We start from the raw sequence: 25223 nt of genomic DNA, 5'->3' as shown, positions 1-25223 counted from the left end.
ACGTTTCGGTCCCTGAGCTTGTCGAAGGGCGCTCCTCGACAGGCTCGGCGACCGACTCGGGCTCAGTGGATCGCGCCGGAAGGGAACCGTCCACCCCGCCGGAACGCAACCCGTCCAGGGGTGCTTTCCGGCGCTGCCAGAATTGAGTCATCGACCGACTTCGACCGAAAGCAGCCATGAGTTCCAACCCGACACCCGAATACCCCGCAACCCCGTCGTACGCGGCCCCGAACGACGCTCCCCAGGCTCCGCGCGGCGCCACCTCGCCCGACGACCTCTCGCTTCCGCTCTACGGGGCGACGTTCACGCAGGCGGCGAAGCGCTACCTCCGCAAGTACGCGACCTTCTCCGGCCGTGCCTCGCGGAGCGAGTACTGGTGGGTCACGCTGTTCCTGTTCCTGGTCACGCTCATCCCGAACATCCTGCTGATCACGGGTGTCGCGATCGGTGCGTCGTCGGCTGCCGCACAGCGCGAGGCGATCGTGTTCGACAACAGTGCCGGCTCGAAGACCTACTACACCCAGCCCGGCATCCTCGAGATCCCGGGGGCTGCACCGCTCATCATCGTCGGTTTCGTCCTGCTGATGCTCATCGGCTTGGCGACCATCGTGCCGAGCCTCGCCCTCATCTGGCGCCGACTGCACGACGCCAACTTCCCCGGCCCGTTCTACTTCTTCTCGCTCATCCCGTCGATCGGCGGCATCATCCTGCTCGTCCTCTTCCTCCTGCCCTCGAAGCCCGAAGGTCAGCGGTTCGACAAGCTGCGCTGAGCCGCACACTGATCACCGGGAACGGGCCGGTGCGGATGTCCTCCGCGCCGGCCCGTTCTGTCTCCGCCTCAGTGAGTGCGGTCGCTCAGCGAGCGGTCGTCTCAGGACGCCGCGGCGACGTCGAGGATCCAGGTGACCCCGAACCGGTCGGTGACCATGCCGAAGCCCGGACTCCAAGCGGACGCCGCGAGCTCCTCGACGACCGTGCCGCCTTCGGTGAGCTTGGCCCAGAAGGCCTCGACCTCCGCGAGCGTCTCGCCGCGCACCGAGACGAAGCACGACTGCTCCGTGACGGTCGTGCCGTGTTCGCGTCGCGTGGCGCCTCCTCCGATGAGCGAGCCGCCCACAGCGCCCGGGCTGTCGTAGGCCATGATCCGGAACCCGTCGGCGGACTCGAGCTGTCCGAAGACGACCAGCTCCGCCCCGGGAGCGTCCTTGGGCATGCCGAAGTCCGCATAGCTCGCGATCGTCGTCTGCCCGCCGAAGACGGACGCGTAGAAGGCCAGTGCCGTGCGGGCGTCGCCGCCGAAGTTCAGGTGGGTGGTGGTCGTGATGCTCATGAGTGCTCCTCGATTCGGACCGGGCTCCTCCCGGCTGAGCACCATGATCATCGGCGTCTAGGACAGATCGTGTCCGCTACTTGGTTTACGCTCGCATCATGTCCTCACCGACCTCGCGTCTGCTGCAGCTGCTCTCCCTGCTCCAGGCCCGGCGGGACTGGCCGGGCGCGCTCCTCGCCGATCGACTGAGCGTCAGTCACCGCACGATCAGGCGCGACGTCGACCGCCTGCGCGAGATGGGCTACCGGATCGAGGCGACGATGGGTCCGGACGGTGGGTATCGCCTGGACGCCGGGAGCGAACTGCCACCGCTCCTGTTCGACGACGACCAGGTGGTCGCGCTGACCGTGGCGCTCCAGACCGCCGCCGTGGCGGGTGCGGGGATCGGCGAGGCGGCGCTGCGTGCCCTGACCACCGTCCGACAGGTGTTGCCCTCGCGGGTCCGTCACCGCTTGGAGGCCCTGGAGGTCGCGAACGTGGCCCGCACCGGAGCCGCGCCGACGCCCACGGTCTCCTCCGAGGTGCTGCTCTCGGTCTCAGCCGCCATCCGGGACCGACACGTGCTCCGCTTCGGTCGGGCGGTCGACGACCCGGAACCGCCGCGTCGGGTGGAACCGCATCACCTGGTGCTCTCCGACGAGCGGTGGTACCTCGTGGCCTGGGACCTCGACCGCGACGACTGGCGCATCTTCCGTGCCGATCTCATCGAGCCGCGGACGCCGACCGGACCGCGCTTCCGCCCGCGCGAGGTGCCCGGGGAAGACGTGCGGGCGTTCGTCGCCGCGCGGTTCAAGGGCTCGGAGCACGCCGACCGGTGGCCGTGCGTCGGAACCGTCCTCCTGCACCTCCCGCTGTCCGCCGTCGAGCCCTTCGTCGGTGACGGCGCGGCCGAGGCGGCAGGCGATGACCGCACCCGATACACCGCCGGTGCCTGGTCGTGGGTCGCGCTCGCCGCCTCACTCAACCGCTTCGACACGGAGATCGAGGTGGTCGAGCCCCCGGAACTGGCTGCGGCGTTCGCGGTGCTCGCCGAGCGCAACGTGGCGACGGCGACCCGCGGGGCGGCAACTCCCCGGTGATGACCGCGGTCAGCCGTGCAGCGCCTCGTCCGGCGGGCCGAGGCGGACGGCGGTGAACCGGACGGTGAGTCCCGCGCGGGTGGGCGCCGCGCAGAACAGCCCGGCCTCGACCTCGGCATCCGGGTCGAGGTGCGCCACCCGGACCAGGCGCCAGTCCTCCTCGTCCACCCGGGCGCGCACCGTCACCGCGTCGCCGTCCCGACTCGCTCGGATGGTCACGGGACGGCCGAGCCAGTCGGGGACGGGCGCGACCGACCAGTCGGAGGTGCCGTGCGTGACGACCGCGCCGAGCTGGGCGACCCCGTCAGACACCTCGACGCCGGCCTTGATCCAGTCCGTCTCGGACACCCGCAGGAACACCCCTGCCTGATCGAACTGCTCGGAGCCGTCGAGGACGAACGTCACCTCGACGGCCCCGCGGCGTGGCATCGGGGCGACCAGGGCGTGCTCCGTGTCGTGGACGAACCCGTACGAGGTGTGGCGCCAGGCGTCGCTGCCCTCGTCGGCGGTGACGAGGAGGGAACCGTCAGGCTCCTTCGTCACCGCCGCAGGGGCCGTCGTCCAGCGTCCGTGCTCGGTCAGGTCTAGGAGATCCATCCGTCCATCCTGACGCACGGATGTGCACGCTCGCCTAGATCGCTGTTCCGAACTCGCGGATCGTGATCCCCGAGACGGTCAGCGGTCCACCGTCGGCGTAGAACGAGATCCCCGTGTCGCCCTCGGCGAAGTGCACCTGCTGCGACACGACCGTGTGACCGGCGTTGACGAAGACCTCGACGCTCTGCGTGTCGACGAAGACCCGCAGGTGGACGGAGCGCGCAGCCGCGTCGATCGGCGCTGCGGCCCGCGTGTACGGCTGCAGTGAGAAGCCGGCCTGGTCGGACGGCGCCCGATCGACGTAGAGCTCGGCCCCGGCCTTGCCGATGTTGGTGTGCCGGGAGCCGTCCGCCGAGCGTCCGACGGAGAGCCCGACGTTGCTCGCGGCATCCCACGTGAGGTCGAGCTCGATCTCGTACGCTCGGCCGCTCCAGGGCAGGACGGCGCTCCCGGTGACCGTCTGGTCGGGGAGGGTGAGGGTCGCGGTCGCATACCCGGCGAGGGCGTCGACGGGCGAGCTGAGCAGGCTGTACCGACCACCCGACTGGGCCTCGAGTCGCAGTTCCCGGACGACGGAGTTCTGGCCGTTGTACCCGTCTGAGGCGTCGGTGGGGACGTCGCGGTTCGCGTACTTCCAGTTGTTCATCCAGGCGATCGCCAGCCGGCGGTCTTCGGGCGACTCCGCCTTCGGCCAGGTGACCGCGGCATACCAGTCCCACCCCCAGTCGAGCCACTGCGGGGTGAGGTCGTCGGCCGTGAACCGCGTCCCGTCCCAGGTGCCCGTCCAGTAGGCGTAGGTCATGGGCAGGCCGATCGAGTAGGCGTCCATACTGGCGCCCAACACCCAGTGCCAGCTGCCGTCGCCCGCTCGCATCTGGAACAGGTCGGGGCATTCGATGCCGCCGAGGTCGTGGTTCGGATAGTCGAAGTTGTGCTGCAACTGCCACGTCGTGAGGTTCGTCGAGGTGTAGAAGGCCGCGTAGCGTGCACGGCCGATGACGCAGACCCACTCGCTCCTCGCCGCGTCCCAGTGCACCTTCGGATCCCGGAACCACTCGGCATTGTCGATCTCCGCCGCGGTCTGGGCCGTCCGTCCGTCGGTGTTCACGATCACCGGATCCGGGCGCATCGTGAAGGTGAAGCCGCCATCGGTGGACCAGTAGAGGTACTGCTCCTGGTACTTCCGGACCCCGTCCGTGGGCTGCGTGGCGAGGGCGATGACCGCCCCGGCACCGTAGCCCGCCGTGTTCGCGGTGTCCACGACGGCGGATCCCGACCACACCGGGAAGTCCGGTTGGAGGGGCATGACCGTCCGGTGGTGGGTGAATGCGACGCCGTCGGTCGTCGTCGCGTGATCCCAACCGCCCGGACCGTTGTTCTGGCCGGAGTGGAGGTAGTACAGCTGGTACGCGCCGTTCGTGAACACCGGTCGTTGCGGGTCGCAGAGCCACCCCGAGGGCGGCGTCATGTGGAACACCGAGCGGAGCGAGGCCTGTGCCTGCGCGGCGGTCGTCGCTTGAGCGGCCTGGGCCGTGAGCGGAGCCCCGGTGCTCGCGAACATTGCGAGCGCCCCGAGGCCTGCGCCCTGGAGGATGGTCCGTCTGGAGAGGTCGTGCGTCATTGCGGTTCCTTTCGTCGGTGCTACGGGCGCGCCGAAGGCACCCGTGGCGGGATGGTGCTGGATCGTGCGGGTGGAGGAGGGTCAGGCGAACGCGTGCGCCTGGTCGATCACGGACGCCCGGTGGAGGACGGCGACGGCGACCGAGACGGGGCTGGCGCGTTCGCTCGCGAGGGTGAGTCGGGGCTGCCCGCTCCCGAGGAGGACGAGGTCGGAGACGGTGGCGAGACCACCGTCGACGAACAGCTCGAGCAGTGGGCCGTCGAGGCTGAGGAGGAGCCGGGCCGGCCGGTCACCGGCGAGCGGGACGATGCTGGTCGAGGCGAAGTCGGGGTGCACCGTGTCCATGGTGCCGCCCGACCGGGTGACGGCGAGTGTCGCCGCCGTCGGGTCGTGGACGATGACGACCTCGCCGTCGGTGTCGGCCGTCAGCCGGAGCCGCAGCTCGCCCGTGATCGACGGATCCCAGTGCAGCGCGACCACCCCGTCGCCGTCGAGCGGCAGATCGACGGCGTCCGAGGACACGGCGATGGTCGTCGGTTCGATCGCCGCCAACCGTTCCGTCACGAAGGCCGGCGGCTCCTGCACGAGTCGTGGCTCGTCGTCGACCGTGGTCAGCGAGAGCCGTCTGGGGAGCGACATCGCACCCCGCCACGGCGAGGCGGGGAGGTCGGCGGCGTAGCGCCAGTTGCCCATCCAACCGAGGATGACCGCTTCACCGCCTGGAGCGCTGTCGAAGCCGACCGCCGCGTAGAAGTCCCGGCCGTGGTCGAGCCGCTGTGGCTCGGACCGCTCAGGGATGAAGGTGGAGCCGTCGAAGTCGCCGACGAGGTAGCTCATCGACGATCCGTCCGGATCCTGCGCGTCACCGACCGGATTGGTGCTGAGGAGCAGCACCCACCGGGTCTCCTCGGGACGACCGTCGACGGCGAGCGAGATGAGGTCTGGGCACTCCCACACGACGCCGGTGGGACCGACCGGACCGAAGGTGCTGACGTGCTCCCAGGTGCGGAGGTCGGTGGAGGAGTACACGAGGACCTGCCGCTCGACGGCTTCCACGGTGAGCATGATCCAGCGGAACCCCGCGCCGTCCTCGTATCGGATGATCTTCGGGTCGCGGAACGCCTGCGAACCGCGGTCGAGGATCGGGTTGTCCGGATCGCGCTGCCAGGTCAGCCCGTCATCGTCACTGGTCGCCCGGGACTGCGCCTGCCGACCGTCGGTGGACACGCTCGTGTAGTACGCCGTGAGCCGTCCGTCGGTCCCTGCGGCGACCACGGATCCCGAGTACACCTGTTCCTCGGCGGTGAACCGCAGGGCGACCGGGAGCTCGTCCCAGTGCTGCAGGTCGACGCTCGTCGCATGACCCCAGCTCATGTTGCCCCAGTCGCTGCCCTCCGGGTTGTACTGGAAGAACGCGTGCCAGCGCCCACGATGGAAGACCAAGCCGTTCGGGTCGTTCATCCAGTTGCGCTCCGGCGTCAGGTGGAAGCCAGGCCTCGGGAGGACGCTCGGTTCGTCGTGCATGGCCGCGCCCTCAGACGGAGTGCCGCGGGACGGCCGGGCAGGCGATGAGCTGCGGCCCGGTGGACGGCGTGGCGTCGAGGCCGAGCAGCCGACGGACACCGGCCGCTCCGAGCTCGTAGTGGGGGAGGGCGACCGTCGACAGCGGCGGCCTGAGGTGGGCGGCGATGACGTCCTGGTTGTCGAACCCCATGACCGCCATGTCGTCGGGGATCCGCAGTCCGCGTTCCCGCAGCCCGTCGTAGAGTCCCATGGCCACGCGGTCGTTGTGGCAGAACACCGCGGTGGCGCCTGAGTCGACGACCTCGGCGGTCACCGCGTACCCGCCCTCCTGCTCCGGCGAGGCCGGGAACACGAGGGCGTCGTCCAACGCGACCCCCGCGGCCTGCAGTGCCGAGCGGTACCCGGCGAGCCGTCCGGTCTGTGCCGGTGAAGGGGTCGTGGTGTTGACGAACGCGATCCGTCGGTGGCCGGCCGCGAGCAGCGCCTCGGTCGCGGTCCGTCCGCCCTGCTCCTCGTCGGGGACGACGGCCGGGAGTCCGCTGCCGCCGGCGAAGCAGTCGACGAGCACGGTGTCGGTCTGGTGGAGCGCCTCCGGCACGGTGATCTCGTGGTGGAACCAGGTCGAGTACAGGATCCCGCGGACCTGGTGCTCCAGCATCATCGCGATCGCCTCATCCTCGGCGGCCGTGTTGCCGTCGGTGTTGGCGACGAGCAGGACGTAGCCGTGTCGCCACGCCTCGTCCTGGGCGCCGTGGATGATCTGGCCGGCGAAGGGGGTCGTCGCGATCGCGTCGGCGACGAGGCCGATGAAGCGGGAGTGCCCCTGGGACAGCGTCTTCGCGAGGGCGTTCGGTCGGTAGCCGAGCTCGGCCACCGCCTCGTGCACCCGGCGCTTGGCGTCCTCGCCGATCCGCGAGCCCGGCTTGTCGTTGACGACGTGCGAGACCGTCGCGACGGAGACACCGGCGGCCTTCGCGACGTCGCGCATCGTGATGCCCGAGGTGTTCTTCGGGTGGTCCGCGCCGGGTTTCGGCTGGTCGGTGCTGCTCATCCCTTGGTCGCTCCGCTCTCGAGGCCGCTGATCATCGCTTTGTTCAACACGAGGAACACCAGCAGCAGCGGTGTGACCGTGACGCAGACGGCGGCGAACGTCGCCGTCCAATCAGTGTTCCCCATCGCCCCGATGTAGTTCTGCAGGCCGAGCGGGATGGTCTTCAATCCGTCCGAGAGCACGAAGGTGTTCGCGAAGATGAAGTCGTTCCAGATGAAGATGCTGTTGACGAGCACGACCGTGATGATCGTGTTGACGGAGAGCGGGAAGGTGATCTGGCCGAAGATCCGGTACGGGCCCGCGCCGTCGAGCGACGCGGCCTCGTACATCTCCCTCGGGATGTACTCGTAGAAGGAGGAGAACAGGTAGACCGCCATCGGCAGGGCGAACGCCGCCAGCGGGATGATCATCGACAGGTGGGTGTCGAGCAGACCGACCTGCGAGTAGTCGATGAACAGGGGGACGAGCGCGATCTGCACGGGCACGATGATGCCGAGGAGGAACAGGCCGCGGACGAGCCCGCTGAACCGGAAGCCGAGGACCTGGAGCGCGTAGGCCGCCATCATGCCGGCGATGACGATCAGGGCGCTCGACCCGAGGGTGACGATCAGGCTGTTGACGATGTTCAGCCCGAGGTTGCCGGTGGAGAACGCTCTGGCGTAGTTGTCGAGCGTCCACTCGGACGGCAGCGCGAAGGGGTTGCCGCCGGCGAAGTCCGCCGCTGTCCGGAAGCTCGTGAGCAGCAACCAGACGAGCGGGTAGACCTGAACCAGCACGATCGCGACGACGGTCACGGTGAGGATCGTCCGCTGCACCCGGACGCGCGGGGTGTGGCGGGGCTTCCGCTTCGGTGCCGGCGCAGCCGGGGGCGCGACCTGTTCGGTCGGCCGGGCGGGGAGGGTGGCGGTCATGACTTGTCCTTCCGTCGGAGCAGCAGGAAGATGAGGCCGACGGCGACGAGACACTCGACGACGATGAACATGGAGATCGCGCTGGCGTAGCCGTAGTCCGTGTGGACGAACGCCGTCTTGTACATGTACGTGGTCAGCAGCTCGGACGACTGACCGGGCCCGCCGTTCGTGAGCAGGTACGGGATGTCGAAGCCGCGGAGGGCGAAGGTCGTCGCCATGACCGTCGTCGTGATCCACACCGGCCGGATGTAGGGGAAGCGGATCCGCCAGAAGATCTGCCACCAGGACGCGCCGTCCAGCCGGGCGGCCTCCTCGAGGTCGCGGGGCACGGCCATGAGGGCGGCGTAGATGATGAGCATGTACAGCCCGGTGAACCGCCAGCCCTCCGGGATCGAGACGGCTGCGAGGACGGTCTGCACGTTGGACAGCCAGGCCGTCTGGAGGTCACCGAGACCGACCCAGGCGAGCAGCTGGTTGATGAGTCCGACCGGTTCGAGCGCGTACAGCCGCTGGAACAGGATGGCGATCGCGACCGTCGAGATGACGGCCGGCAGGAGGTAGAGCGTCTTGACGAGCTCACGGGCTCGGGGGAGGGCGGTGAGCAGCCCGGCGACGAGGAGCGCCCCACCGAGCTGGAGCACCAGGCAGATGGCGAGGTAGCCGAGCGCGTTGCCGAACGAGGTCCAGAAGACGTCGTCGCGGGTGAGCATCTTGACGTAGTTGTCGAGTCCGACGAACGCCATGTCGGTGATGCCGTCCCACGAGAAGAGGCTGAGGAACAGCGACTGCACGATCGGCAGGAGCACGGCGACGCCGTAGAGGACGAGCGGCGGCACCAGGAAGACGAGCACCGACAGCGTCGACCGGCGGGGCAGCATCGACGTGGACATCGGCTTCCGCCGCCGCGGTGGGCGGGCCGGTGCCGCGCCCACCGCGGTCTGGGTGAATTCAGTCATCGACGTTCTCCGTGAGGGCGGCGTCCATCGTCGCGATGAACTCGTCCGGCGTGATGTCGCCCTGCACGAGCAGGGTCAGTTCCTGCTGGAGTCGGGTGTTCGTGGCCGGGTCGAGCTGGGTGTCCCAGGGCATCGCGATCGCCGGTCCGACGCCGTCGGCCTGCGCCACGGAGCTCGCGTACAGCTCGGTCGCGTTCGCGGGGACGGTCGTCTGCGCGGAGGTCGTCGGCGACAGCGCGCCGGTCGCCGCGTACAGCTCCGGGTAGCGCTCGAGGGCGAAGGCGAGGAAGTCGCGGACCAGCGGATCGTACGTCTTCGCGTTCACCGCCATGCCGATGCCGGAGGGGGTCACGTACTCGTTGTCGGCGGTGACGGCGCCGTCGATGGTCGGCAGGGTGAAGGTGCCGACCGCGTCACGGACGCCCGGGTCGAGCGCATCCGTCGCGAGGTTCGACAGCTCCCACGTGCCGATGTTGTAGACCGCCGCCTTGCCCGAGGTGAAGAGCGCTTGAGCGTCCGCGTAGCCGGTCGAGGAGAAGCCCTCCTGGAAGCAGCCCGCCTGCCCGAGGTCGTACAGCCACTCGGCTGCGGCCTTCCCGGCCGGGTCGGAGAACGAGGCCTTCCCGGCCTTCAGGTCCTGGATGTACTCGGGACCCGCCATCCGGAACGGGTAGTAGGCCATGTAACGTTCGAGCGGCCACTGGTCCTGCCCGTCGAGCGCGATCGGGGTGACGCCCTTGGCTCGGAGCGCCTTGCACATGGCGGGGAAGTCGTCGAGCGTGGCCGGGACGGTGACACCGGCGTCCGCGAGCAGGGAGCGGTTGTACCAGAAGAACTCCAGCTGGAACTCGAACGGCACCATGTACAGCGAACCGTCGTCGAACCGCTGGTAGTTGAGCGCCGCCTCGCGGTAGGAGTCGGCGAGACCGAGGTCCTCGAGGAGCAGGTCGACGTCGACCATCCGACCCTGCTTCGCGAGCTTCTGGGCGAACGGTGTCGCGTCGGTGTCGAACAGCTCGGGGAGCTTGTTCGCCGCCGCGAGGGTCTCGTACTTCTGGATGTAGGACGGGCGGTCGGGCGTGGTGATGAGGTTGAGCGAGAAGCCGGGGTGGTCCTTCGCATACTCGTCGGCGATCTGCTCCATCGCGGTGATCACGCCGCCGTCGGCCGGGCGGGAGAGCAGCCAGGAGATCTCGCGGGGGACGATGTCGCCCTTCGGGTCGACGTCGGTCGGGTCTGTGGCGCTCGATCCGCCGGCGCAGCCGGAGAGGGCGAGCGCTGACGCCGCGACGAGGGCCACGAAGGCGGTGCTGCGGGTGGGGCGCATGGTGCGTGTGCGTGCGGTGGTTGGCATGGTCGGAATCTCCGTTGATCGATCACAGGTGGGTGCGGGTGTGCGGGGCGGTGCAGGCGGGTGGAGCAGGCGGGCGGCGCGTGGTGTCGGGATCAGGACGTGGTGCTGGCGACGAGTCGGCGCGATGTCGCGTGGTCGTCGTCGGGGTCGGCATCACCACGTTCCAGCAGGGTGCAGTCCTCGACGGTGACGGTCCCTTCGCCGACGAAGACACCGACGCGGCCGGTCGGCCGGTCGTAGAGGCGCGTGCTGAGGACGACCGTGTCGTCGACGGTGGCGACGCAGAGGTCGCCGTCGACGATCACCTCGAGCTCGTGCCGTCCGGGGGCGAGGTGGCAGGGGCGTTCGAGTTCGACGGCGAACGGGACGTCGCCCGAGATCTGCCACTGCTCCGTGCCGGTGGTGGAGCGCGGCCAGCGGTCGAAGACGAGGCGGTCGCGCTTCGGCTCCAGACGGAGGACGTAGCCCTCGTCGCCGTCGGCGCTCGCCCGGAGGAGGACACCGCACTCGGTCGTGCCGGGGGCGATGTCGAACCGGGTGACGAGTCGGAAGGAATCCGGTGCGTCCGCGGAGGAGAGAGCGTCGGCATAGCCGTCAGGAGCGCTGAGCACCGTGCCCGAGGGGACGACGGTGTCGTTCGGCTCCCCGGTGGGTGCGAAGGTGTCACGCAATTCGGCCGGAGGATGGAAGGCGAGGGTGCCGTCGGTACGCTGCTCGGCCTCCAGGACGGACATGGTGCCGGCCCACTGCCACGCGCCCGCGTCCTGGGCTCCGTCGCGGGAGGCGATCCAGCCGAAGAAGAACCGACGTCCGTCGCGGGCGGCGGATTTCGCCGCGTAGTAGGCGCGACCGTCGAGTGTGTCGTGCTCGGGGACGAGCCAGGGGCCGTGCAGCGTGCGGGACATCCGGTACCGCGTCGTGAACGATTCGCTGAACTCGGAGTACACGAGGTACCACCAGTCACCCCACTGGAACACCTCGGGGCACTCGTGGGCGATGTAGCGGCGCGGGTTCCAGAACGGCTCGACGGGTTCCCAGGTGGAGAGGTCGGTGGAGGTGCACTGGGCGATCACGCCTCGGCGGCGCTCGGGTCCGTCGGCGTGGCGGGCGGTGATCAGCATCCGCCAGAGGGCGGCCTCCTCGTCCCAGAAGACGAACGGGTCGCGCCAGTCGGCGGTCTCGTATCCGGCGGTGGCGCCGAAGGTGTCGGCCTCCCGGCGCTCCCAGGTGCGCATGCCATCGGTGCTGACAGCGTGCATGACCAGTTGCAGCGCCAGGCCGTCGGCACCGCGGTGGTCGGGGTGCTGGCCCGTGTAGAAGACGTGGTGGACGCCGTCGGGGTCCAGGACGACACTGCCCGTGTAGATGTTGAAGTCAGGTGCGGACGGGCCGCCCGACGCCAGCGCCTCGCCGAGGTCGTCGAAGTCGACGAGGTTCCGGGTGGTCACGCGGTGCCACGGCATGCCGATCTTCGGCACGCGACGCGACTCGTGCAGGTAGAGCAGGTGGAAGACACCGTCCTCTTGCCACGGGATGACGTCTCCGACCCATGCGCCGTTCGGCTGGTGGAACCCTCGTTGGTTCATGACGTCCTCTGCGTTGAGTGGTTAATCGGTTACGCGGTTACCGTAGCGGGACCTCAAGAGGGTGGTCAAGCGGTTAAGCAAAGTTAAGCAACTCGCCGATGACGTGGCCTGCTCCGTGTGGTCGCCGAGCCGTTCGGCATCGGCCTATCGGGCGGGCTCGACGCCGGCGCGAAGCGCACCCCGAACGACGTCCGCGATCCCCGCCGTATGTGTCGCGGAGCGGTCGACGAGTAGCCCGCGCATGCCGGCCGACCGGGCGCCGTCGACGTCGTGCGCCTGATGGTCGCCGACGAACAGGACCGCTTCCGGCGCGACGCTCAACTGCGTGGCGAGGGCGATGAACGCCTGGGGATCCGGTTTCTGCACGCCGAGGTGTTCGGAAATGCACACCGCGTCGAACCCGCCGAACAGGTCGGTTCGATGCAGCTTGTCGAGTTGCTGAGCCTGCGTTCCGTTCGTGAGGAGGCCGACCCGGTAGCCGCTGGCACGGAGGGTGTCGATCAGGTCTCGGCTGTCCGGAAACGCCCGCCACGACCGGCGATAGGCCTGAAGATAGCCGTCGAACAGCGCATCCAGCCCGGCGTCGTCCGTCGGCAGCGTGACGCCCAATGCTGGCAGCACGGCTCGCAGGCGCTGTCGTCGCTGCTCCTGGAAACCGATCTCCCCGACCCGCCACCGTTCGAACTGGATGTCCTCCGCCGTGAACCAGGACTCGAGAGCCCCTGACGACGGTTCGACGCCCAGTGATCGGAGGAAGTGGCGCACCCCGTCGCGAGCGGAACCACGGTGGTCGAACAGGGTGCCGTCGAGGTCGAACCCGACTGCCCGAAGCGTGCGCACGTGCCAACGGTAACGACATCCCTCTCGGCCGCCAACTGCCGACGCGCCGGGCGCATCTCGGCTTGCCTCACCGCAGATTCGAACGTATGTTCGATACATGACCCGCCCCCGTCCGATCCGACTCGACCACAACACGTGGCTCGTCATGCGGAACGACCCGGTCATCCCGAAGGCGGTCATCGAACGCCGCCGCGACCGGTCGGGGTCCGACGCCTACTTCGTCATCGCGTGGGACATCGATCCGACGAAACGCGTCCTGATGAGCGTGCAACCCACCCTCGAACAGGCCGACGCGCTCGTCCGCTACGACGTCCTCCGCACCTCGTCCGATCGCGACGGCCCACCGAACGGCATCAAAGCCACCCCGCGTTGACGGTCCGATCCGATGCCGGACGCGGTCGACACCACCCTGTCGGCCGCGCCCCACGAGGAGTAGCGTTCCCGCATGGCGATCAACGCGAAGCTGCTCGACTGGATGCTCGACGCCGACCCGGCCCTCCGGTGGCAGGTCGAACGGGACCTCGCCGGGGCACCGCCCGAGGTGTGGGAGGCGACCCGGGCGAGCATCCCCTCCACCGGGTTCGGCGCGGAACTCCTCGCGCATCAGGACCCGGACGGGCAGTGGGCGGGCGGTGCGTTCTTCCCGGCCGGCTTCTTCGACAGCCCCGAGGCCCAGCAACCCGGCCAGCCCTGGGTCGCGACCACCTGGGCGCTCAAGGACCTCCGTGAGTGGGGCGTGGATGCCGCCGTCCTGACCGACACCGCCGCGCGCCTGGCCGCCAACAGTCGCTGGGACTACGACGACCTGCCCTACTGGAGTGGGGAGGTCGACGTCTGCATCAACGCGTTCACCCTCGCGAGCGGCGCCTGGCTCGGCGTGGACGTGACCCAGCTGGCCGCCTGGTTCACCACCCACCGCCTCGCCGACGGCGGCTGGAACTGCGAGGCGGAGGAGGGCGACTCCGTCCGTTCCTCCTTCCACTCCACCCTCAACGCCGTCCGCGGACTCCTCGCCTACGAGACGACCACCGGTGACACGAGTGTGCGCGAGGCCCGCCGCGGCGGCGAGGAGTACCTGCTCTCTCGCCGGCTGCTCAACCGCGCGTCCACCGGGGAGCGGGTCGGCGGTTTCGTCGAACACTTCGTCTACCCGAACCGCTATCGCTACAGCGCCCTCGTCGCCCTCGACCACTTCCGGGCCGTGTCCATCGCCGAGGGGACCCCGCCGGACGCTCGACTCGCGGACGCCGTCGAACTCGTCCGCCGTGCACGGCAAGCCGACGGCACCTGGCTGCAGGGCGCCCGTCTGCCCGGCCGGGTCTGGTTCGACGTCGACGCGCCCGAGGGCGAACCGTCGAAGTGGCTCACGCTCATCGGTTCCCGGGTCCTCAGCTGGTGGGATGAAGCGCGCTCGGCAACCGCCCAGCAGACCCATGGATGAGGTATGGACGGCTCATAGGAAGTCCATAGCCCGCACGCCGAGGCTCGTCCCACGACCGATCGAGACCACCGATCGCAGATGAAGGCGAGGCGCACCATGAGCAGGATCCCCGAACCCGAGACCACCCCGGACGGCCCGGCCTACGAGGGCCGCCTGCTGGACCGCGCCGACGAGGAGGTCGTCGACCAGGGGGTCGCGTTCGACCTCGGAACCCTCGTCAGTCGGCGCACGGTGCTCAGTCTCGTGGGCGCCGGGGTCGGAGCCGTCGCGCTCGCCGCCTGCTCCACCGGGGCGTCCGGCAGCAGCAATACGAGCACCGGCGCCGCTGGGTCCGGCGCGAGCAGCGCGACCGCGACCGGCGACCTCCCCGCCGGCGAGATCCCGGACGAGACCGCGGGCCCCTACCCAGGCGACGGCTCGAACGGTGCCGACGTGCTCGAGGAGTCCGGCATCGTGCGCAGCGACATCCGGTCGAGTATCGGGTCCGGCACCACCGCGAGCGGGGTCCCCATGGCCCTCTCACTCACCATCCTCGACCTGGCGAACGGTGACGCCCCGTTCGCCGACGTCGCTGTGTACGTCTGGCACTGCGACGCGTCGGGCGGCTACTCGATGTACTCCGACGGGATCGAGGACGAGACCTACCTCCGCGGCGTCCAGGTCGCCGACAGCTCGGGGACCGTCTCGTACACCTCCATCTTCCCGGCCTGCTACTCGGGACGGTGGCCGCACATCCACTTCGAGGTCTACCCCACGGTGGCGGACATCTCCGACTCCGCGAACGCCATCGCGACCTCCCAGGTCGCCCTGCCGCAGGCGGCGTGCGACACCGTCTACGCCTTGTCCGGCTACGACGGTTCGAGCGCGAACCTCTCGCAGGTGAGCCTCGACGCCGACAACGTCTTCGGCGACGACGGCGGTGCCTTGCAGCTCGCGACGGTGACGGGCGACGCGACCTCCGGGTACCAGGTGGCGCTCACCGTGCGGGTGGACACCACGACGACGCCGACCGCCGGTGCCGCTCCGTCCGGCGGTGGTGGAGCTGGCGGCGGCGGAGGAACGCCGCCGAGCGGGCGCTGACCGCCGACACCTCCACACACTCCCGCCCTCACCCGCATCGACCCGAAAGGACCCGTCATGGGAATCCTCCAGAACCTCACCGGCTGGCACGCCCTCATCGTCCTCGCCGTCATCCTGCTGTTCTTCGGCGCCGCGAAGCTCCCGAGTCTCGCCCGCAGCGTCGGGCAGTCGGCGCGCATCCTGAAGGACGAGGTGTCGGGCGACGTGGACACCGGGGCCGACGCCCGCGCCGATACCCGCGCCGACACCCCTGCCGCCTGATCGTCGGAGCGCATCGTGTTCGGACTCACCATGGACAAGCTGATCGTCATCGGCATCCTCGCGGCCGTGCTCATCGGCCCGAAGCAGTTGCCGGTGTACGCCGAGAGACTCGGGGTGCTCGTCCGCACCGTCCGAGACCTCGTCGCCACGACCAAGGCGCGTGCTGCCGAGGAACTCGGCCCCGAGTTCGACGCGACCGAGTGGAGACGCCTGGACCCCCGACAATTCGATCCCCGACGGATCATCCAGGAGGCACTCGCCGAGGAGCGTCGGCCGGATGGGCCGCTCGAGTCAGTGGCTGAGGACCAGGGCCCGACCGTGCCGCCTGTCCCGGCGAAGCCTCTCGCCAGCGGCGGCTGGCAGGCCGCACTCCTCGAGCGGGTCGGACGCGACGGGGCGGATGCGCATCGCGCACCCGCCCTGATCGTGATCGACGAACGCGTCGTCGCCGCAGAACCCGCTAGCCGGCGGGCGTCGTGACGCGCCCGTCCTGACCGTCCGCCGCAGAGAACGAACCGGCGGGCGGCAGGATGTCGAGCGGCATCGTGTGGGTGTCGATGAGCGGGTTGTCGTCCTGCCCCTTGACGAGCTCCACCGCCTCGGCCTTCGTCTCGACCGTCGGCACCGAGCCGATGAGCGGACGACGAGCCGTCTCCCGCATGGTGAGCACACCAACGCCGGCCACCGCCGCGAAGAACATGATGTAGAACGCCGGCATGAACGTGTTGCCCGTCAGCTGGATGAGGAACTCGCTGAACAGCGGCGTCGTGCCACCGAACAGGGAGACCGACAGGTTGTACGCGATCGCCATGGCACCGAAGCGGGACGCCGTCGGGAAGAACGCCGGCAGCGAGGCCGCGGACGGTCCTGCCCACAGCGCGACGGGGGCGGCGACCATGAACAGCGCGATGAAGATCGCCCAGATCTCACCGATCTGCATGACCGCGAACGCCGGCACCATGAGCACGAGGGTCGCGCCGACGGCCAGGAGGTACACCGGCTTGCGGCCGATCTTGTCGGACATGCGGCCGACGAGCGGCAGGCAGGCGGACATGATGAGCAGCACCGGGATGGTGGCCACCGCGGCCGTCAGGTTGGAGACGCCGACGTCCTTCTCGAGGTAGGTCGGCATGTAGCTCGTGAGGGCGTACCCGGCGGTGTTCGTCGCGGCGACGATCGCCATCGCGATGAGGATCTGGCGCCAGAAGTGGCGGAAGATCCCGAAGATCCCCTGGCGGGCCATGGGGTCCTCGTGCTCGGACTCGATCCCACCGGCGGTCTCGGCGACCTCGTAGGCCGGGGTCTCGGGGATCTTGAGGCGGAACCACACCGCCACGGCACCGAGCGGCAGGGCGATGAGGAACGGGATGCGCCAACCGAACTCGGTCATCGCGTCCGGCCCGGCGAGGCCCTCCGCGATCAGGGTGGTGAGGGCGACGGTTCCGGCACCGGCCGCGAAGCCGACGTAGGAGCCGACGTCGAGCCAGGACGCCCAGAAGCCACGGCGGCGGTCGGGGGAGAACTCGGCGACGTAGGTGGAGGCGCCGGCGTACTCACCACCGGTCGAGAAGCCCTGGATCATCTTCAGCAGGTACAGCGGGGCGATGGCCCACAGGCCGATCTGCGCAGCCGTCGGCAGCACACCGATGAGCGCGGTGGCCGCAGCCATCATCGACATCGTGAGGAAGAGGATCTTCTTCCGGCCGATCTTGTCGCCGAGCGGCCCGAGCACCAGGCCGCCGAGCGGACGGACGAGGAACGACACGGCGAAGCCGAACAGGGTGACGAGGATGCCGGCTTCAGGCGGCAGGCCCTCGGTGAAGACGACGGTCATGGTGACGGCGAGGTAGCCGTAGATGCCGAAGTCGAACCACTCCATGAAGTTGCCGACGACGGTGCCCGAGATGGCGGTGCGGATGCGCGAGCGCTTCACGACGAGGACGTCGTCGACGCGGAGGCGCCTGGTCTTGCGGGCCGGCTTCCGGCCGGTTTTGGGGGAGGGGGATGCGGGGGACGATGATGCCGCGTTGTCGCTGGAGTTCACAAGCAGTACTCGTTTCCTGACAGTCGTGTTGAATCATTCGGCACTCGCGTAATCGCTCAGTGCCCGAGAAATGCCGGAGGATCGCCATGCTGCACTGGCACGGAGCTCGGGGGAGCTACACGTCGGGTGGCGGTTCGTTCGGGTGCGAACGCGTCCTCTCGGCTCTGGACGGGTATAGACAATACCAGGTGTTCAGTGCCGCCCCTCCCCGCGGTGGTGGGGGCACAATGGGCTGCATGGACCTGAGGCATCGCTCGTGGACGCTCGACGGCGGTCTCGGGACCCTCCTCGAGGCGCGCGGTCACGACCTCTCCGACGCGCTCTGGAGCGCCCGGTTGCTCGTCGATCAGCCAGCGGCCGTTCAGGCGGCTCATCAGGAGTTCTTCGATACCGGTGCGCAGATCGCGATCACCGCCTCCTACCAGGTCGGCTTCGAGGCGTTCGAGCGCATCGGCTTCACCGCCTCGGACACGGAACGGCTCCTGCGGTCGAGCGTGGACCTCGCCCGTCGGGCCCGCGACACGCGAACGGATCCGGACGACGAGGGTCGCCTCCTCGTTGCGGCCTCCGTCGGACCGTACGGTGCGACCCTCGGCGACGGCTCCGAATACCGGGGCGACTCCGGCCTCACGCGAGCGGAACTGCGTCGGTGGCATGAACGGCGATTGACGGTCCTCGCCGACGCCGGTCCGGACCTCCTCGCCCTCGAGACCATCCCCTCCCTCGACGAGGCGACGGCGCTCGCCGAGCTGGTGCGCGGCTCCGGGGTGCCGGCCTGGTTGTCCTTCACGGTCGCGGGTGGTCGCCTGCGGTCCGGTGAACCGATGGAGGAGGGCTTCCGGCTGGTCGAGGGTGTCGACGAGATCCAGGCGGTGGGCGTGAACTGCTCCCATCCGGACGAGGTGCTGCCGGCCATCCGAGCCGCTCGCGCGGTGACGGACTGCGCGATCGTCGTCTATCCGAACTCCGGTGAACGGTGGGACGCCGAGGCGCGGGTCTGGCGCGGGCGTGGCGGTGTCGGCGACGTCGACGCCTGGCTGGAGGCCGGTGCGAGCGTCGTCGGTGGCTGCTGCCGGATCCTGCCCGACGACATCGCCGTCATCCGGGGCAGGGCCGATGCGTTCGAGCCCGGAGTCGATGTGGCAGGGCCCGGCTAGCCGACGTTGAACCCGCCGTTGCTCGAGAGCAGTTGGCCGTTGATCCAGGAACCTGCGGGGGAGAACAGGAACCGGACGAGGTCCGCGGTGTCGGACGGCGTGCCGAGCCGGCCCGCCGGCGTCGCCTCGGCCCCCGCGCGACGGATGTCCTCGGTCATCCAGCCCGTGTCGATCGGCCCCGGATTGATGACGTTCGACCGCACCCCGCGGTCGGCGAGCTCCACCGCGGCCGCCGTGACGATGCGGTCGAGCGCGCCCTTGCTGGCGCCGTAGGGGAGGTTGTGCACCGAGTGGTCGCTCGTCAGCGCGACGATCCGGCCGGCCACCTCCGGCGTCCCTTCCTGCACCGGGAGCTGTTCGGCGAACGCTTTGATGAGCAGCCAGGTGGCCCTGGCGTTCACGGCGAAGTGGCGGTCCCAGCTGTCGACGTCCGTGGTGAGGATCGAGCTGTCGACCGACTCGCAGTGCGACATCACGAGTCCGGACACGCGACCGGAGCGCGCCGCCCGCTCGACGAGTTCTGCGGGGAAGGCCGGGTCGGCGAGGTCGCCGAACACGACGTCGACCGTGACGCCGAGGGCACGGCACTCCTCGGCGATCGACTCCGGGTCGTCGGGGGTCCGTTCGTAGCCGAGGCGCTCGTCGTAGGGGCGCCAGGCGTTGAGGACCAGGTTCCAACCGTCGGCGGCGAGGCCGACGGCGAGACCGGCCCCGATCGACCGGCGGCGCCCGACCCCGGTGATGATGGCGATGCGGTCGGCGGCGGCGTCGTCGGTGAAGTCCATCCCGAGACCCTACGCGATGTCGGGTGGTCGCCGACAGGCCGGGTCCGGCTCCGGTCAGGCGGCCAAGAGGCGACCGGCGATCGCGCGGGCGGTCTCGAACGGCTCACGGAAGGTCCGCATCCCGACCGTCACGATGGCGCCCTCGTAGAGCAGCATGAGTTCGCGGGCGCGTGCCCCGGGGTCCGGCAGGCCTGCTTCGGTGATGAGCTCGGCGAAGCGGTCGAGCAGCCACTGCTTCTGCCGGGTGACCTCGGGGAGGACCAGGCCGCTCGTCGCGTGATCGGGGATCTCAGCGCGGGCGTTCACGGCGCTGCAGCCCTTCGGGCTGTTGTCGTCGGACCAGCCGATCGCCGCATCGAAGATCGCGAGCACCCGGTCGATCCCGGGTTCCGGGTGCCGGGCGAGGACCTCGTCGAGCCAGGCCCGCCACCGTGCATCGCGGTGCTGCAGATAGGAGAGCACAAGGGCCTCCTTGCTGCCGAAGCGGTCGTAGAGGGTCTTCTTCGTGACCCCGGCGGCCTCGGCGATGGTGTCGACGCCGACCGCGTGGATGCCGTTCTCGTAGAAGAGGACGGACGCGGCGTCGAGCACCCGTCGGGCGCCCGGCGTGAGGGGTGCGAGCTCTGGCGTGTCGACCGTCATGCAAAAACTATACCAGTCTGTATACTGCGGGGATGAGTAAACAGATCGGTATAGTTTTCGCGGCCGCAGCCTTCGTCCTCGCTTGGAGCTCAGGCTTCATCGTCGCGAAGATCGGCACCGAGGACGTGCCCGTGCTCACCGTCCTGCTCTGGCGGTTCGTCCCGCTCGCCGTCGGGCTCGCGATCGTGCTGCTGGTCAGCGGGCAGTGGAGGAACGCCAGCCAGGCCCAACTGCGCTCACAACTCGTCATCGGCCTGTTCGCGCAGTTCGGCTACGTCGTGTTCGTCTACGCCTCGGTCGCCGTGGGCATCTCGACCGGGACGACCGCGCTCATCGACGCCGTCCAGCCGCTCGTCATCGCCGCACTCGCCGGCCCGCTGCTGCACGTGCGCGTCCCCGGCGCGCAATGGCTGGGACTCGGGATCGGTGCGGTCGGGGTGTTCCTCATCGTGCAGTCCCAGTTCGGCGCCTCGGATGCGCCGCCGATCGCCTACGCCCTCCCTGCGCTGGCCATGGCCAGCCTCATCACCGCGACGATCCTGGAACGGCGCTCGCCGCACCGATCCCCGGTCCTCCTCACGCTGACCGTCCACGCGACGGCGACCACGGTGCTCCTCGCCGTCCTCGCCCTCGCGACCGGTGCGGCCGTGCCGCCGGGCGACGCGACCTTCTGGCTCACGACGCTCTTCCTCGCGCTCGTGCCGACGCTCTCCGCTTACGGTCTCTACTGGTGGTTGCTGCGTCGGATCGGCGTGACGGTCCTGAACGCCCTCCTGTTCCTCGTCGCCCCGACGACCGCCGTCGCCGGGGCGCTCCTCTTCCGCGAGCCGTTCACCCTCCTGACGGCCGGCGGGTTCCTCCTGAGTGCGGCGGGCGTCGCCCTCGTGCTCGTCAGCGACGCCCGCGGTCGGGTCGGTGCCCGGAGTCGGGTCAGTGACCCGGCGTCCGGAGCTCCCGCTGGCGACGCATCTCCTCGGCGAGCTCCGGATTCCGCTCCGCAAGGTGCTCGGTGATGTCGTCGACCACCTCGGGCGCCTTGTTCTGACTGAGCTTCGCGCGGGCGTCGAAGCGCGTCACCCGCATGCGCAGGCCGACCGTGCCCTTCGCGGCGCGCCGGGTGCCGGCCTCGTCCTCGGACAGGTGGCGGCCGTCTGGCCGGGAGTCCTCGAAGTGGTCCGTCAGCTTGCTCAACATCTCGTAGTTCTCGTCCTCGCTGAGGACCTCAGGTGTCCCGTACAGGTGGGCGGTGACGTGGTTCCACGTGGGGATGAGCTGGCCCTCCGGGTACCAACTCGGCGACACGTAGTCGTGCGGCCCCTGGATGATGACGAGGATCTCGTGCGCGCCGAGCTCGTGCGACGCCTCGTCCGGTCGGCCGAAGTGGCTGACGATGGACAGGTCGTCGACGTCCTCCTCGAGGATCGCGGGGTAGTGGGAGGCGACCAGGCCGGTGCTCGCGGGCGAGACGAACGTCGCCCACGGGTGGTTGCGGATGAGGCGCTTGACCTCGTCGACGTCGGTCATGAGGTACGTGGGGGTGTGGCGCATGGTGGGGTCACTTCCGGTCGAGGCGGGTGCGGACGGCGAGGCCGGCGCACAGGATGACCGCGAGGCCGCCGAGCACGGTGGCCCGGTCGAGGTCCTCGCGGAGGATGAGGGTCGCCCACCCGATGCTCAGCACCGGTTGGACGAGTTGGATCTGGCTCACGCGCGACAGGGGGCCGATCGCGAGCCCGCGGTACCAGGCGAAGAAGCCGAGGAACATGCTGACCACGCCGAGGTACCCGAAGGCGAGCCAGGCCACCGGCGTCGCCGTCGGCGGTTCCGCGGCCCACGCGATCGCGGTGAGCGTCACCATGAGCGGCGAGGCCAGGACGAGTGCCCAGCAGATGGTCTGCCAGGAGCCGAGCTCGCGGGCGAGCAAGCCGCCCTCGGCATAGCCGATCGCGGCGGCGACGACGGCGCCCAGGAGGAGGAGGTCGGACCAGTCCAGCGGGGCGAGTCCGTCGGTCCGCAGGGCGGCGAACCCCACGGCGGCGACCGCACCCAGGCCGGCGAAGATCCAGAACACGCGGGATGGGCGCTCGCCGCCGCGGACGACCCCGGCGACCGCGGTGGCGGCGGGGAGCAGGCCGATCACGACGGCGCTGTGGCCCGCGGGAGCCGTGGTGAGCGCGAAGGAGGTCAGAAGCGGGAACCCGACGACGACCCCGCCGCCGACGACGGCGAGGCGGGCCCACTGCGCGCCGACGGGACGCCGTGGACGGGTGATCGACAGGACGAGGAGGGCGAGGAGGGCCGCGACGACGGCGCGAGCCGAGCCGATGAACAGCGCGGACATCCCGGTCAGCGCGACCTTGGTGAGCGGGACGGTGAGCGAGAACGCCAGCACGCCGAGCAGCCCCCAGCCGAGACCGGCACGGGATAACGCCACCAGTGCCTGAGCGATAACGCTACTCTGTTGACTCATGAACAACGATAGCACCGAGCGGATCGTCGTGGCCATGACCGCCTGGATCGCCGCCGCCCCGCCAGGCGCTCGGGTGCCGTCGAACCGGGCGCTCACCGGGGAGTTCGGCGCGAGTCCGGTCACCGTGCAGAACGCGATGCGGCAACTCGCCGGGCGAGGGCTCGTCGAGAGCCGGCCGGGGGTCGGCACCTTCGTCCGGGCGGCGCGGACCAACCGAGCCGTCGACTACGGCTGGCAGACGGCCGCGCTCGGTGCGCTGCCCTGGCGGCCCGGTGCGCTGTCCGCGGCTCAGCGGTCGGTCGCGCCCGACACGATCGCGCTGCACTCGGGCTACCCGGCCCGTGAACTCCTCCCGGAACGCCTCGTCCGCGCGGCGCTGGCCCGCGCAGCCCGCACCGACGTCGCCATGACCCGCTCGCCGGCAGCCGGAGCGCCCGGACTCCAAGCCTGGTTCGCCGCCGAACTCGCAGCCGTCACGCCGCCCGGGGTCACCCCGGCGACGGCTCGAGACGTCATCGTGATCGCCGGCAGTCAGAGCGGCCTCAGCTCGATCTTCCGGGCGCTCGTGGGGCCAGGGCAGCCGATGCTCATCGAGTCGCCGAGCTACTGGGGTGCGATCCTCGCGGCCGAGCAGGCCGGCGTCACGCTCGTGCCCGTGCCGACCGGACCGACCGGGCCGGATCCGGACGCCGTGGAGCGCGCCTTCCAGGACACGGGAGCCCGCGCCTTCTATGCGCAGCCGACCTTCGCCAATCCGAGCGGCGGGCAGTGGCCGGAGGAGACCGGACTCGCGGTCCTCGAGTCCGTGCGGCGCCACGGCGCGTTCCTCATCGAGGACGACTGGGCGCACGACCTCGCCATCGACACCGAGCCACGTCCCCTCGCCGCGCTCGACGGCGACGGACACGTGATCTACCTGCGGTCGTTGACGAAGAGCGTGTCCCCGTCGCTGCGGGTCGCCGCGGTCATCGCGAGGGGGCCGGCGCGCGACCGGATCCTGGCGGACCGGTCCGCCGAGTCCATGTACATCAGTGGCCTGCTCCAGGCGGCGACGCTCGACGTCGTGACCCAACCCGGTTGGCGGACGCACCTCCGTGGCCTGCGTCCCCGCCTGCGTGCCCGACGCGACCGACTCGTCGCGAGCCTCGCCGAACATGCGCCGACGGTCCACCTCGGGTTCGTCCCCGCCGGCGGCCTGAACCTGTGGGGGCGACTGCCGGACGGCACGGATGCGGCGCAGGTGGTGCGCTCCTGCGAGAGCCGCGGGCTCATCATCGCCGACGGCGCCGAGTGGTTCCCCGCTGAACCCGCCGGGTCCTTCATCCGGTTGAACTACTCCGGCGAGGATGCGGACCGCTTCGAGGAAGCGGCCCGCATCCTGGGCGAGGTGCTGGCGGACGAGCGCGCCTGAGGTGCTCGCGGACGAGCGCGTCGGCGCCGTTGGCTGACGCCCTGCTTACAGGTCGAGCTTCGCGTTGTCGCCGCCGTCGTAGGTCTCGCCGGTGACCTTCGACTTCACGAACGCGACGGCGGTCGCGATCTTGCCGCCGGGGCTGTCCCAGTACTCGGCGCTGTCGGCCGAGAACTTCAGCAGACCGACGCGCGGGTCGGAGGGGCCGTCCGGGAACCAGGCCTCGACGACGCTGTTCCACAGCTCTTCCAGCTTGGCGTGGTCCTCGACGAGTCCGGCGGTGCCGGCGAGCGACACCCACGAGCTGTCCGAGCTCAGCGTGACGCCGGCGTTCGGGTTGACGTCGAGCTGCTGCACGGCGGAGGCGTCCTTGCCGACGATGAACCACAGGTCGCCGTCGAACTCGCGCTCCTGGACGGTGAGCGGGTGGGCGACGAGCTTGCCGTCGAGGTCCACCGTGGTGAGCATCGCGAAGCGGAAGTCCGCGAGCAGCTTGTTGAGGGTCGTGTAGGGGTCGGTGTCTCCGGCCATGGGGGTCTCCTTCGTCTCGTCGACCGGCCCGTCGGTGTCGGGGTGCCGGTCTGCGTGGCTCGCAGCCTACGACTCGCGGCTCCGACCGCACCTGGATGCGCGGGACCGTTGACGGGAGCGGCTTCTTCTGCTCTGCGCGCAGGCCAGGTTGGTCCTATCGCACATCTCGTGCGCGAACGCCATGCTCCTGCCGTTCTCGGGTCCGCTCACTACCCTGGAGGCTTCACGACCGCAGGGAGAGACACATGAACACCTCATCGCTCATCAACCAGATCAACGAGGCGCTCGCGGCACTCGGCGGCGGCCCGTTCCTCACGACGAAGACCACCGAGCAGGACGCGACGACCACGGTCACCGGCACCCTCGGCGACACCGAGATCCACATCGACTTCGTCGAAGAGGGCAACGGCACCGAGGCCGAGAAGGACCACACGGTCGTCGTCCGCGACGCTGCAGGCAAGCAGCTCGGCGAGGGACGCGGCGACTCCACGTTCGCCGACGCGATCTCCTCGTTCGGCTGGGCCGGCGTGCTCGACGCCGTCAAGGGCTGAT

The 25223-nt window shown here is 69.9% G+C and carries 27 protein-coding genes; 11 read left to right on the top strand and 16 right to left on the bottom strand.

What is annotated here, in order from left to right; all coding sequences use genetic code 11:
* Positions 1 to 176 precede the first annotated feature (176 nt).
* Positions 177 to 770 (top strand): DUF805 domain-containing protein, encoded by a 594-nt coding sequence (locus ASF68_RS15630; protein ID WP_056013133.1) that lies wholly within the window; start codon positions 177 to 179, stop codon positions 768 to 770.
* 101 nt (positions 771 to 871) lie between these two features.
* Here the strand turns inward: ASF68_RS15630 and ASF68_RS15625 are convergent, their stop codons facing one another.
* Positions 872 to 1330, bottom strand: a complete 459-nt coding sequence (locus tag ASF68_RS15625; protein ID WP_056013508.1) for a VOC family protein — start codon at positions 1328 to 1330, stop codon at positions 872 to 874.
* Between the two features lie 98 nt (positions 1331 to 1428).
* Between ASF68_RS15625 and ASF68_RS15620 the strand changes: the two genes are divergently transcribed.
* Entirely contained in the window at positions 1429 to 2409 is a 981-nt protein-coding gene (locus ASF68_RS15620; protein WP_056013130.1) for a YafY family protein, read from the top strand.
* Between the two features lie 9 nt (positions 2410 to 2418).
* Here ASF68_RS15620 and ASF68_RS15615 read toward each other — a convergent pair whose 3' ends face one another.
* From ASF68_RS15615 to ASF68_RS15575, 9 genes are all read right to left on the bottom strand, one after another.
* Positions 2419 to 3006 (bottom strand): DUF1349 domain-containing protein, encoded by a 588-nt coding sequence (locus ASF68_RS15615; protein WP_056013127.1) that lies wholly within the window; start codon positions 3004 to 3006, stop codon positions 2419 to 2421.
* A 34-nt stretch (positions 3007 to 3040) separates the two neighbouring features.
* On the bottom strand, positions 3041 to 4627 hold the full coding sequence (locus ASF68_RS15610; RefSeq protein WP_056013124.1) for a glycoside hydrolase family 32 protein: 1587 nt from the start codon (positions 4625 to 4627) through the stop codon (positions 3041 to 3043).
* Positions 4628 to 4708: 81 nt separating this feature from the next.
* Positions 4709 to 6151, bottom strand: a complete 1443-nt coding sequence (locus ASF68_RS15605) for a glycoside hydrolase family 32 protein (RefSeq protein ID WP_056013121.1) — start codon at positions 6149 to 6151, stop codon at positions 4709 to 4711.
* Between the two features lie 10 nt (positions 6152 to 6161).
* Complete coding sequence (locus ASF68_RS15600) at positions 6162 to 7202, bottom strand: LacI family DNA-binding transcriptional regulator (RefSeq protein ID WP_056013119.1); 1041 nt, start codon at positions 7200 to 7202, stop codon at positions 6162 to 6164.
* On the bottom strand, positions 7199 to 8113 hold the full coding sequence (locus tag ASF68_RS15595; protein WP_056013116.1) for a carbohydrate ABC transporter permease: 915 nt from the start codon (positions 8111 to 8113) through the stop codon (positions 7199 to 7201). The genes ASF68_RS15600 and ASF68_RS15595 overlap by 4 nt, the downstream gene beginning before the upstream one ends.
* A complete protein-coding gene (locus tag ASF68_RS15590; protein ID WP_056013507.1) occupies positions 8110 to 8991 on the bottom strand; it encodes a carbohydrate ABC transporter permease in 882 nt (293 codons plus the stop codon). Before ASF68_RS15590 ends, ASF68_RS15595 begins: the two co-directional genes overlap by 4 nt.
* Before the next feature lie 70 nt (positions 8992 to 9061).
* On the bottom strand, positions 9062 to 10423 hold the full coding sequence (locus ASF68_RS15585; RefSeq protein WP_235522652.1) for an ABC transporter substrate-binding protein: 1362 nt from the start codon (positions 10421 to 10423) through the stop codon (positions 9062 to 9064).
* 92 nt (positions 10424 to 10515) lie between these two features.
* Positions 10516 to 12009: a glycoside hydrolase family 32 protein gene (locus ASF68_RS15580; protein WP_056013113.1), complete on the bottom strand. Its 1494-nt coding sequence runs from the start codon at positions 12007 to 12009 to the stop codon at positions 10516 to 10518.
* A gap of 144 nt (positions 12010 to 12153) precedes the next feature.
* The gene (locus tag ASF68_RS15575; RefSeq protein WP_056013110.1) at positions 12154 to 12849 is read right to left on the bottom strand and encodes an HAD family hydrolase; all 696 of its coding nucleotides are present in this window, start codon (positions 12847 to 12849) and stop codon (positions 12154 to 12156) included.
* 97 nt (positions 12850 to 12946) lie between these two features.
* Here ASF68_RS15575 and ASF68_RS18830 point away from each other — a divergent pair, with 97 nt between their 5' ends.
* From ASF68_RS18830 to ASF68_RS15550, 5 genes are all read left to right on the top strand, one after another.
* Positions 12947 to 13222 carry a hypothetical protein gene (locus tag ASF68_RS18830; protein WP_056013107.1) on the top strand — a complete coding sequence of 92 codons (276 nt, stop codon included), beginning with the start codon at positions 12947 to 12949 and terminating at the stop codon, positions 13220 to 13222.
* A gap of 72 nt (positions 13223 to 13294) precedes the next feature.
* Positions 13295 to 14290 (top strand): hypothetical protein, encoded by a 996-nt coding sequence (locus ASF68_RS15565; protein WP_056013104.1) that lies wholly within the window; start codon positions 13295 to 13297, stop codon positions 14288 to 14290.
* Positions 14291 to 14386: 96 nt separating this feature from the next.
* Positions 14387 to 15370: an intradiol ring-cleavage dioxygenase gene (locus ASF68_RS15560; RefSeq protein ID WP_056013499.1), complete on the top strand. Its 984-nt coding sequence runs from the start codon at positions 14387 to 14389 to the stop codon at positions 15368 to 15370.
* A gap of 57 nt (positions 15371 to 15427) precedes the next feature.
* A complete protein-coding gene (locus ASF68_RS15555) occupies positions 15428 to 15631 on the top strand; it encodes a twin-arginine translocase TatA/TatE family subunit (RefSeq protein WP_369796501.1) in 204 nt (67 codons plus the stop codon).
* A 15-nt stretch (positions 15632 to 15646) separates the two neighbouring features.
* Positions 15647 to 16111 carry a hypothetical protein gene (locus ASF68_RS15550; RefSeq protein WP_056013102.1) on the top strand — a complete coding sequence of 155 codons (465 nt, stop codon included), beginning with the start codon at positions 15647 to 15649 and terminating at the stop codon, positions 16109 to 16111.
* Here the strand turns inward: ASF68_RS15550 and ASF68_RS15545 are convergent.
* Positions 16092 to 17675, bottom strand: coding sequence for an MFS transporter (locus tag ASF68_RS15545; protein ID WP_235526845.1), 1584 nt, complete (start codon positions 17673 to 17675; stop codon positions 16092 to 16094). The two genes, ASF68_RS15550 and ASF68_RS15545, sit on opposite strands and share 20 nt — an antisense overlap.
* Before the next feature lie 236 nt (positions 17676 to 17911).
* On the opposite strand from ASF68_RS15545, the gene mmuM reads away from it, so the two are divergent.
* A complete protein-coding gene (gene mmuM / locus ASF68_RS15540) occupies positions 17912 to 18832 on the top strand; it encodes a homocysteine S-methyltransferase (protein WP_235526844.1) in 921 nt (306 codons plus the stop codon).
* Here the strand turns inward: mmuM and ASF68_RS15535 are convergent.
* Entirely contained in the window at positions 18829 to 19617 is a 789-nt protein-coding gene (locus ASF68_RS15535; RefSeq protein WP_056013098.1) for an SDR family oxidoreductase, read from the bottom strand. The two genes, mmuM and ASF68_RS15535, sit on opposite strands and share 4 nt — an antisense overlap.
* Before the next feature lie 54 nt (positions 19618 to 19671).
* Positions 19672 to 20259, bottom strand: a complete 588-nt coding sequence (locus ASF68_RS15530) for a TetR/AcrR family transcriptional regulator (protein ID WP_056013095.1) — start codon at positions 20257 to 20259, stop codon at positions 19672 to 19674.
* Positions 20260 to 20291: 32 nt separating this feature from the next.
* Between ASF68_RS15530 and ASF68_RS15525 the strand changes: the two genes are divergently transcribed.
* A complete protein-coding gene (locus ASF68_RS15525) occupies positions 20292 to 21272 on the top strand; it encodes a DMT family transporter (RefSeq protein ID WP_082498719.1) in 981 nt (326 codons plus the stop codon).
* On the opposite strand, the gene ASF68_RS15520 is transcribed toward ASF68_RS15525, so the two are convergent.
* Both ASF68_RS15520 and ASF68_RS15515 read right to left on the bottom strand, forming a co-directional pair.
* Positions 21190 to 21807, bottom strand: a complete 618-nt coding sequence (locus ASF68_RS15520; RefSeq protein WP_056013092.1) for an FMN-binding negative transcriptional regulator — start codon at positions 21805 to 21807, stop codon at positions 21190 to 21192. The two genes, ASF68_RS15525 and ASF68_RS15520, sit on opposite strands and share 83 nt — an antisense overlap.
* A 7-nt stretch (positions 21808 to 21814) precedes the next feature.
* A complete protein-coding gene (locus tag ASF68_RS15515) occupies positions 21815 to 22729 on the bottom strand; it encodes a DMT family transporter (RefSeq protein ID WP_056013089.1) in 915 nt (304 codons plus the stop codon).
* On the opposite strand from ASF68_RS15515, the gene ASF68_RS15510 reads away from it, so the two are divergent.
* The gene (locus tag ASF68_RS15510; protein WP_056013086.1) at positions 22728 to 24140 is read left to right on the top strand and encodes a PLP-dependent aminotransferase family protein; all 1413 of its coding nucleotides are present in this window, start codon (positions 22728 to 22730) and stop codon (positions 24138 to 24140) included. The two genes, ASF68_RS15515 and ASF68_RS15510, sit on opposite strands and share 2 nt — an antisense overlap.
* A gap of 45 nt (positions 24141 to 24185) precedes the next feature.
* Here the strand turns inward: ASF68_RS15510 and ASF68_RS15505 are convergent, their stop codons facing one another.
* Positions 24186 to 24671, bottom strand: a complete 486-nt coding sequence (locus tag ASF68_RS15505) for a pyridoxamine 5'-phosphate oxidase family protein (RefSeq protein ID WP_056013083.1) — start codon at positions 24669 to 24671, stop codon at positions 24186 to 24188.
* 245 nt (positions 24672 to 24916) lie between these two features.
* Here ASF68_RS15505 and ASF68_RS15500 point away from each other — a divergent pair, with 245 nt between their 5' ends.
* Positions 24917 to 25222: a hypothetical protein gene (locus ASF68_RS15500; RefSeq protein WP_056013080.1), complete on the top strand. Its 306-nt coding sequence runs from the start codon at positions 24917 to 24919 to the stop codon at positions 25220 to 25222.
* Position 25223: the final 1 nt, after the last annotated feature.

The organism is Plantibacter sp. Leaf314, assembly GCF_001423185.1.
Taxonomy (GTDB): Bacteria; Actinomycetota; Actinomycetes; order Actinomycetales; family Microbacteriaceae; genus Plantibacter.
The sequence above is the reverse complement of the archived record's forward strand: the minus strand, read 5'-3'. Positions and strand labels throughout refer to the sequence as shown.